The following is an 8,822-nucleotide window of genomic DNA, read 5'->3' as shown; positions in this document are numbered from 1 at the left end:
CTCGCTACAGCTCTGACGGCGCCGCAATCGAAGACACTTGCCCCATCAGGCAAGCCGCGTGAACCGCTTCGACGCCATAACAGAAGCGGACAGATCATGTGCTACCAAACCGGACAACTTGATTAGCTACCGACAGCCCGACGCGCCTTGCCGCCGTCACGGAAGCCAATGCCTGTCGGCATTCACACGTGTTCCGCCTCCAGAACGATGGTTTTCTTCCAATCTCCCGTGGTGTTCCACCAGCGATTCGGATTGGCGCGGTCGTCCAGTCCCTTGGAACGGCTGGCAAGGACCGGCTGAATGCGGATCACCGGTTCCTGGTAGCTGTGCGCCTGAAAGATCGCTTCTACGACGCGCGCCGCCAATTCCTGGTCATCGGGCAATTCGAACGAAACCTCGACCGTGCCGGGGCGCCGCCGCAATTCGGTCTCGGCGCCGGCGGCTGCGCCGTCAAGTGGCCGGTAGCGCTCGATGCCATGCGCCGACTGGTAGGCGTTGCGGTCATATTTACCCATGGCCAGCGGCGCCAGCGCCACCACGGCGTCCATGATGCGGTCGACATCCGCGGCCGGCGCCTGGAAAGTGACAAGCAGGAGCAGCGTCATCCGCAATGATGTGGTTTCAAAGCCGCTGTCGATCATCGGAGTCTCCTCAACTTCAGGTGTTTTGAGGTCTCCGTATAAACCGTGGCCGCTGACACGGTTCTGTCAGCAGCCAGTCATCCGGGGGTAGCCAGTTATGGGCCAGCCGGTAGTGGGCGATCGTGAATCCGGTTTGCGCCGGTGGCGGCTTACAAGATCTTGCGGACCAACCTGACGCTGGCAAGAACCATGTAGGCGGCGAAGAACAGGCCGAGCGACCAGCCGAAGCCAGAGGGACCGAACGCATCCATGCCGATGCCTATCGCCTGCGGGCCGAGCACCATGCCGACGCCGTAGCACAGCACGAAGGCGGCATTGGCGGAAGCCAGTTCATGGCCGGAAAGCTGCGAGCCGAGATGGGCGAGGCCGATCGTGTACATGGCCGCGACCACGCCGCCCCAGACGAACAGAAGGCCCGCCATCAGGTGCCAGTTGCCGGCCAGATGCGGCATGAAGATCGTACCGGCGAGTCCGACAGTGGCGCACGCCAGAAGCAGATAGCGGCGGTCCGAGACGCGATCGCTGATCATGCCGATCGGGATCTGCAAGAGCACGTTGCCGAGGCCGATCATGGTGAGCAGCAAGGCTGCGTCGGCTTCGGAATAGCCGATGCGGTTGCCATAGACCGGAAACAGGGCGAAACCGCCGGTTTCGACAGCGCCGAACACCAGAACGGCGGCGGTCGCGGTCGGCACCAGCCAGATGTAGCGCAGGAAATTGCTGGTTTCGCCGTCGGATACAATCGTCGGGCTCTCGTTGCGCGCCGCCAGCACCGGGATCGCGGCCAGCGCCACCAATGCGATGATGACTCCGAACGGCCTGAAGCCGGAGCTGCCGAGATGGGCGAACAGCCACGGCCCCGCGGCAAAGCCGAGCGACAGCACGGTGGCGTAGATGCCGAGCACAAGACCTCGCCGATGCGGCGGCGCCGAGGTGCTGATCCAGAATTCGGACAGGATGAACAGCACCGTCAGCGCGATGTGCAGCACGACGCGCAGCGGAAACCACATCCAGAAATCGGGTGCGAAGTGGAAGCCGACGAAGGCCAGCGCACCGGCGGCAATCATGGCGATCATCGTCCAGGCGACGCCGAAGCGCATGGCGAGCGGCGTGGCCAGAGGGGCGCCGGCGATCGAGGCCAGGCCGGCGACTGCCGTGTTGAGGCCGATCATCGAGGCCGAATGGCCGCGCGTTTCCAGGATGACGCTGAGCAGCGGCATGCCGAGGCCGATGGCGATGCCGACGACGCTGATCGACGAGATCGCCGCCACCATCGGCAGCCAGTGTACGCGCTCGTCGCCCTTTGGTTGGGTATCGACCGTCATGTTATGTCTGAATACTCGATGTTCTACAGAATTTCGCGGGTGAAGCGGTTGCGGACAAGCCGGTAGAAGGGCACGGGACCGCCCGGACGCAACAGCGGATCATGGGCGAGGCGGCTTTCCAGCTCGTCCAGGATCATCCGGGTGATGTCGGGAATGTCGGCTTCCCTGGCCTTGGCAAGCGGCAGCCAGACCAGTTCCTCGAGCTCGTTGGTCGGACCGCCGCCCGTCAGTTCGACGGCGACATCATCGCGCCAGGCGCAGAAGAAGCGGGTGTCGAAGCGGCGCACCCGGTTGGGCGGCGTGATGGCGCGCGCAATGAAGCGCAGCATGTCCAGGGCAGGTTGCACCCCATGTTCGGCAAAGCCTTGCCAATCAGACCTTGTCGTGGCGAAGGCGCCTTTGCGACCAATCAGCAGCCCGGCTTCCTCATAGGTCTCGCGGATGGCCGACAAGGCGATGGCGCGGGCACGCGCCTCGCTCGTGCGGCCGGGGCCGGCGATGAGCTTTGCTTCCTGCTCGGGATGCAGCGCGGTGGCGGTGGGGATGCGGCTGTCCGCCGGGTCGGTACGGCCGCCGGGAAAAACGAACTTGCCTGGCATGAAGGCGTGACCGGCATGACGGCGACCCATCAGGACCCGCAAGTCGTTGGCCTTGCCGTCGAGCAGGATCAGGGTCGCGGCATCACGTGGACGAATCGCCCGGCCACCATGCGTGGCCAGACCCTTGTCGATCCTGTCGACGTCCGCCTTGGTCATTCCTTCCATGCGCAGGACCTAGCGGAAACGTCTTGCATGCGAAAGTAGCCTTGACGGTTGGCATGTTGCGCCAGCCAGCACCTCAGGCACCGGGATGGGGTTCAGCCACGTCGTGTTCGCCAGCAAAACCGTGCATATAGAATGCCCATTGCAATCCGATGACGGCACCTTTCACCGGCTGCAGCAGTGCAACCGACAGCAGGATCGTCAAGGGTACCCAGATGGCGATGTGCTGCCAGGTGGAAAGGGTCGACGTCGCCTCCACGCCCATGAAGGCGCCGAGCACGATGTGGCCGACGATGACGATGACCAGATAGGCGGGCAGATCGTCGGCGCGGTGATGGTGTATCTCCTCGCCGCAGACGCTGCATGTCTCGACGGTCTTGGTGAAGCCGCGAAACAGCTTGCCTTCGCCGCAATGCGGGCAGCGGCCGAGCATGCCGCGCTTCATCGCCGTCCACAGCGGTCGCGCGACCCGGCCCGAGTGATGTTCACCGCCGAAAACCTGTTCTTCCGTGCCTCTTGCCATCATCGTCTCCTGCCACGCGAGCCTGGGCGCGATTGTGACGCACGGGCGCGGCCTTTTGCCTTGTGAAACGACCTAACGGAGCCAGGCAGGGGCTTCGGGTCGGTCAACGTCTCAAAGCGCATCGCGCCGGCCATCGGCGCCACTTCGACGAGACGGACCTCGACACGGTCCGCCAACTGATAACCCTTGCCCGAGCGTTCTCCGTAGAGCGAGCGGGCCGTTTCGTCATATATATAGTAATCGCCGCCCAGAGTTGACACAGGGATGAAACCATCTGCGCCATACTGCGGCAATTGGACAAATAGTCCCGATTTGGTGACACCCGAAATGCGGGCGTCGAAACGGTCGTCGATGCGCTCGGCGAGATAAGCGGCGATCAGCCGGTCGACCGTGTCGCGTTCGGCCGCCATTGCACGGCGTTCTGTGCCGGAAATCAGCACCGAAACATCCTCGAGCCGCGCTTCCTCCTCCTGCGTCAGGCCCCCTGGGCCGAGGCCGAGTGCGGCGATAAGCCCGCGGTGCACGATGAGGTCGGCGTAACGGCGGATCGGCGAGGTGAAATGCGCGTAACGGTTCAGGTTGAGGCCGAAATGGCCGATGTTCTTGGGTGAATATTCGGCCTGGCTCTGCGAGCGCAGCACCACCTCGTTGACCAGACCTTCATTGTCGGCGCCGCGCACGCGCTCGAGAATGCCGTTGAACTGGGCGGGCCGCATCTGCGCACCGCGCGCCAGCGACAGGCCCAGGGTTTGCAGAAATTCGCGCAGCGATTCCTGCTTGGCCAGCGAGGGCGCGTCGTGGGTGCGGTACACCAGCGCCTGCTTCTTCGCCTCGAGTGTCTCGGCGGCGGCGACATTGGCCTGGATCATGAATTCTTCGATGAGCTTATGGGCATCGAGCCGTTCCGGCACGACGACGCGATCGACAGTGCCGTCGGGCTTCAGCAGGATCTTGCGCTCGGGCAGATCGAGTTCGAGCGGCTGGCGGCCATCGCGTCCGCGCTTGAGGACCGCATAGGCATCCCATAGCGGCTTCAGCACTGCGTCGAGGATCGGCCCGGTCTTGTCGTCCGGCACGCCGTCGATCGCCGCCTGCGCCTGCGGGTAGGCGAGCTTGGCCGCCGATTTCATCATGATGCGGTGGAAGGAATGCCTGACCTTGCGCCCGTCCGCCGAGAAGGTCATGCGCACTGCCAGTGCCGGGCGATCCTGGCCTTCGCGCAGCGAGCAGAGATCGTTGGAGATGCGCTCGGGCAGCATCGGCACGACGCGGTCGGGGAAATAGACCGAATTGCCGCGCTTCAGCGCTTCGCGGTCGAGTGCCGTGCCGTAGCGGACGTAAGCAGCCACGTCGGCGATGGCGACCGTGATGACCACGCCGCCGGGGTTCTTCTCATCGAGATCGGGCGTAGCGAACACCGCGTCGTCGTGGTCCTTGGCGTCGGCCGGGTCGATGGTGACCAGCGGCAGTTCGCGCCAGTCCTCGCGGTTGGCCATCGTCGCAGGCTTGACGGCTTCGGCTTCGGCGATGACGTCGGCCGGGAAGACATGCGGAATGTCATGTGCGTGGATGGCGATCATCGAGACCGCCTTTTCGCTGGTCAGCGAGCCCAGCACGTTGAGCACTTTTGCTCTCGGCAAGCCATAGCGCGAGGCCCGGGCGGGCTCGACCTCGACGAGATCGCCGTTCTTGGCTCCGTTCTGGAATTCCTTGTCGACGATCAGTTCGGGTTGCCGGCGCTCCACCGGCTCGATGCGGAAACTGCCGTCCTGAAGCACCCGAAAGACGCCGAGAACGGCATCTGTGCGCTTCTCGAATATCTTCATCACCCGCCCTGTGTAGGCCGGGCCGCCCAAGGCGACGTTCGTGTCGTCTGCGGGAAAGGTCTTGGCCAGCACGCGGTCGCCAATGCCAGGCGCCGGTCCGCCGCCACTGCGCGACAGGCGGATGGAAACGATGGGGGGCGGTCCATTGGCGGTGTGTTCGGTGGGACGCGCCAGCAGCACGCCGTTGGCGTCGCGGTCGAAAATGTCGAGCACCGTGACATGGGGCAGGGCGCCAACGCGGGCCAGGCGCTTACGCTCCTTGGTCAGGACGCCTTCGTCCTGCAGGTCGCGCAGGAGATCCTTCAGCCAAATGCGGTCCGGGCCGCGCAGCGCGAACGCCTTGGCGATGTCGCGTTTTCCAGCGCGATCCGGATTTTCGGCGATGTAGCGCAGGATTTCGTCACGCGAGGGCTTGTAATCGCCCTTGACCTTGGCCGTTGTGTCGGCGGTGCGCGGGTCGCCGTGGGTTGTTGCGGAGATCCTGCGCGCCACGCCGTTCTATCCCTTTTTCCTGGCGGCAGGCTTCTTGGCCGCCGTCTTCTTGGTAGCGGGGGCCTTGGCCGCCGCCGCTTTGCGGAAAGGCTTCTTGCCGCCGCCGCCCTTGGCTTCCTTCTCGGCGATCAGCGCCAGCGCATCCTCCATCGTCACCGATTGCGGATCCTTGCCCTTGGGCAGCGTGGCATTGACCTTGCCGAAATTGACATAAGGCCCGTATTTGCCGTCGCGCACGACGATCTTGCCGCCGCCGTCGGGATGATCGCCAAGCTCCTTGAGGGCTGCCGCAGTGCCGCCATTGCGGCCGCCCTTGCCCTTCAACTGCTTCTCGGCGATCACCGAAACAGCGCGGTTGAGCCCGATCGAGAATACATCCTCGATGCTGTCGAGATTGGCGTAGGTGCCGTCATGCAGCACGAAAGGCCCGTAGCGGCCAAGCCCGGCCGAGATCATCTTGCCGGTTTCCGGATGCTTGCCGACATCGCGCGGCAGGGAAAGCAGGGCAAGCGCCTTCTCATGGTCGATCGAATCGGGCGTCCAGCCCTTGGGCAAGCTGGAACGCTTGGCTTCCTTGCCGTCGCCGCGCTGGATATAGGGACCGAAGCGGCCGCTGCGCAGCGTGATCTCCTCAGCCGTGTAGGGATCCTTGCCGAGCACTTTGGTGCCGTCTTCGCCGCCGCCATTCTCGCCATTGGGGTTGGCGGCGTCGCCGAGCTGGCGGGTGAAGGAGCATTCGGGATAGTTCGAGCAGCCGACGAAGGCGCCGAACTTGCCGAGCTTGAGCGACAAATTGCCGGTGCCGCATTTGGGGCAGATGCGCGGATTGGAGCCGTCCTCCCGGGCAGGGAAGACCAGCGGCGCCAGTTCCTCGTTCAGCGCATCGAGCACGTCGGTGACGCGCAGTTCCTTGATGTCGGCTACGGCGCCGGAAAAATCCTTCCAGAAATCGCGCAGAACGTCCTTCCAGGCGAGCTTGCCGTCGGAGATCTCGTCGAGCTTTTCCTCGAGCGATGCGGTGAAGTCATATTCGACATAACGCTCGAAGAAGCTTTCCAGGAAGGCCGATAGCAGCCGGCCCTTGGCCTGCGGCACCAGCCGGCGCTTGTCGATGGTGACATAGTCGCGGTCCTCGAGCGTCTTCAGGATCGCCGTGTAGGTCGACGGCCGGCCGATGCCGAGCTCCTCCAGCTTCTTGATCAGCGAAGCTTCGGAATAACGCGGCGGCGGTTCGGTGGTGTGCTGGGTGGCGTTGATCGCCTGGCGGGCAAGCTGCTCGCCGGCGCGGATTTCGGGCAGGCGGCGGTTTTCCTCGTCCTCGGAATCATCGTCCTTCTGGTCGGTATAGGCGGCGATGAAACCGTCGAAGCGCACGACCGAACCGACGGCGCGCAACTCGGCCGTGCGAGCACCGTTGACCGCCTCGATCTCGACCGTGGTGCGTTCGATCTCCGCCGGCTGCATCTGGCTGGCGATGGCGCGCTTCCAGATCAATTCATAGAGCCGCATCTGGTCGGCATCGAGATATTGCCTAACCGATGCCGGCGTGCGCATGAAGTCGGTCGGGCGGATCGCTTCGTGCGCTTCCTGGGCGTTCTTGGCCTTGGTCGTGTACAGGCGCGGCTTTTCCGGCAGGTATTTGGGGCCGAATTCCTTGGCGATGGCATCGCGTGCGGCCGAGATCGCCTCGGGCGCCATCTGCACGCCGTCGGTTCGCATATAGGTGATCAGGCCGGTGGTTTCGCCGCCGATCTCCATTCCTTCATAGAGGCGCTGCGCCACCTGCATCGTGCGGTTGGCCGAAAAGCCGAGGCCCGACGAGGCGGCCTGCTGCAATGTCGAGGTGGTGAAGGGCGGGCCCGGATTGCGCTTGGTGGGTTTTGCTTCGACGGACAGCGCCTTGAAGGCCGCGCCCTCGAGCATGGCCTTGATGTCGTCGGCCTGCGCCTTGTTGGCGATGTCGAGCTTCTGCAACTTCTTGCGCTCGAAAGCGGTCAGGCGCGCCTCGAAGTTCTCGTTGCGCGGCGTGCCGAGGATGGCAGCGATCTGCCAGTATTCCTCGCGGATGAAGCGTTCGATCTCGGATTCGCGGTCGCAGACCAGCCGCAAGGCGACCGACTGCACGCGGCCGGCGGAACGGGCTCCGGGGAGCTTGCGCCACAGTACCGGCGAAAGAGTGAAGCCGACGAGATAGTCGAGCGCCCGGCGGGCGAGATAGGCGTCGACCAGCGGCGCATCGATCTGGCGCGGATTGGCCATCGCCTCGAGCACCGAGCTCTTGGTGATGGCGTTGAAGACGACGCGGCTGACCGGCTTGTCCTTCAGCGCGCGCTTCTGCCGCAAGACTTCCAGAACGTGCCAGGAAATGGCCTCGCCCTCGCGGTCCGGGTCGGTGGCGAGGATCAGGCCGTCGGCGTCCTTGACCGCCTTGGCGATGTCGGCGAGGCGCTTGCCGGATGCCGTGTCGACCGCCCAGGACATGGCGAAATCCTCGTCCGGTCGCACCGAGCCGTCCTTGGCCGGCAAATCACGGACATGGCCGAACGAGGCCAGAACCTTGTAGTTCTTGCCGAGGTATTTGTTGATTGTCTTCGCCTTGGCCGGCGATTCGACGACGACGACGTCCATGAGGGCTCATATCAGCTGTGATGCGGCAGAAGAATTCCGCTGCGCGCGACGAAATCTCGGTTCTGTTCGTCGCTCACATGGCCGCGCTTTTGCATCCGGTCAAGGGGAAGCGGCCAAATTGCAAGAGTGCCGGCAGCAATACACTCTAAGAGTGTATGGAGAAGATCACATTGTTGAGGGGTAACTAAGACAAATGGCTGGAGCGGTGAGGAGCGGCTCAAATTGGCGCCGATGAGGTCGCCGGCGACCCTGTGGACCGAGTCAAATGCCGCGCCAGCGCGTCTGATGCGGACTGCCAGGCGTTGAAGGCACGCCCGGCAGCAACGTCGAAGTTAAGGTGGCAGCCTTAGTCGGCCTTTACGATATGCCAGACGCCGCCGACGCCATCACCAGACACATCGCCGGCCTTCTTGTCCTTGATGAATGTGTAGACGGGCTTGCCGTCATAGGCCCACATCTTGGTGCCGTCGGTGCGGTCGACGACGGTCCATTCATCGTCCGCCTTGGCGCCGGCCTCGGCCTTCAGCGGCGGCCAGTTTGTGGCGCATTTGTCATAGCAGTTGGTCTTGCCCTTCTCGTCCTTGTCATAGGTGTAGAGCGTCATGCCGTTGGCATCGGTGTAGATC

At 63.9% G+C, this 8,822-nt stretch carries 7 protein-coding genes; all 7 read right to left on the bottom strand.

Going from position 1 to position 8,822, the window contains the following annotated elements; genetic code table 11:
- Nucleotides 1–182: 182 nt before the first annotated feature.
- On the bottom strand, nt 183–641 hold the full coding sequence (locus FJ946_RS30605) for a hypothetical protein (RefSeq protein WP_140501560.1): 459 nt from the start codon (nt 639–641) through the stop codon (nt 183–185).
- A gap of 149 nt (nt 642–790) precedes the next feature.
- Entirely contained in the window at nt 791–1,966 is a 1,176-nt protein-coding gene (locus FJ946_RS30600; RefSeq protein WP_140501562.1) for an MFS transporter, read from the bottom strand.
- Between the two features lie 23 nt (nt 1,967–1,989).
- Complete coding sequence (locus FJ946_RS30595; RefSeq protein WP_140501564.1) at nt 1,990–2,730, bottom strand: NUDIX domain-containing protein; 741 nt, start codon at nt 2,728–2,730, stop codon at nt 1,990–1,992.
- A gap of 73 nt (nt 2,731–2,803) precedes the next feature.
- Complete coding sequence (locus tag FJ946_RS30590) at nt 2,804–3,250, bottom strand: DUF983 domain-containing protein (RefSeq protein WP_140525403.1); 447 nt, start codon at nt 3,248–3,250, stop codon at nt 2,804–2,806.
- Nucleotides 3,250–5,568 carry a ribonuclease R gene (rnr, locus tag FJ946_RS30585; protein WP_140568187.1) on the bottom strand — a complete coding sequence of 773 codons (2,319 nt, stop codon included), beginning with the start codon at nt 5,566–5,568 and terminating at the stop codon, nt 3,250–3,252. The genes FJ946_RS30590 and rnr overlap by 1 nt, the downstream gene beginning before the upstream one ends.
- A 6-nt stretch (nt 5,569–5,574) precedes the next feature.
- Complete coding sequence (topA, locus tag FJ946_RS30580) at nt 5,575–8,196, bottom strand: type I DNA topoisomerase (protein ID WP_140518283.1); 2,622 nt, start codon at nt 8,194–8,196, stop codon at nt 5,575–5,577.
- 346 nt (nt 8,197–8,542) lie between these two features.
- Nucleotides 8,543–8,822: hypothetical protein (locus FJ946_RS30575; RefSeq protein ID WP_140528014.1), on the bottom strand; the 280-nt coding region annotated here is incomplete at its 5' end.

This window comes from Mesorhizobium sp. B2-4-7 (genome assembly GCF_006442685.1).
GTDB lineage: Bacteria > Pseudomonadota > Alphaproteobacteria > Rhizobiales > Rhizobiaceae > Mesorhizobium.
Note: the sequence above shows the minus strand (reverse complement) of the source record. Positions and strands in the feature narration are given on the sequence as shown.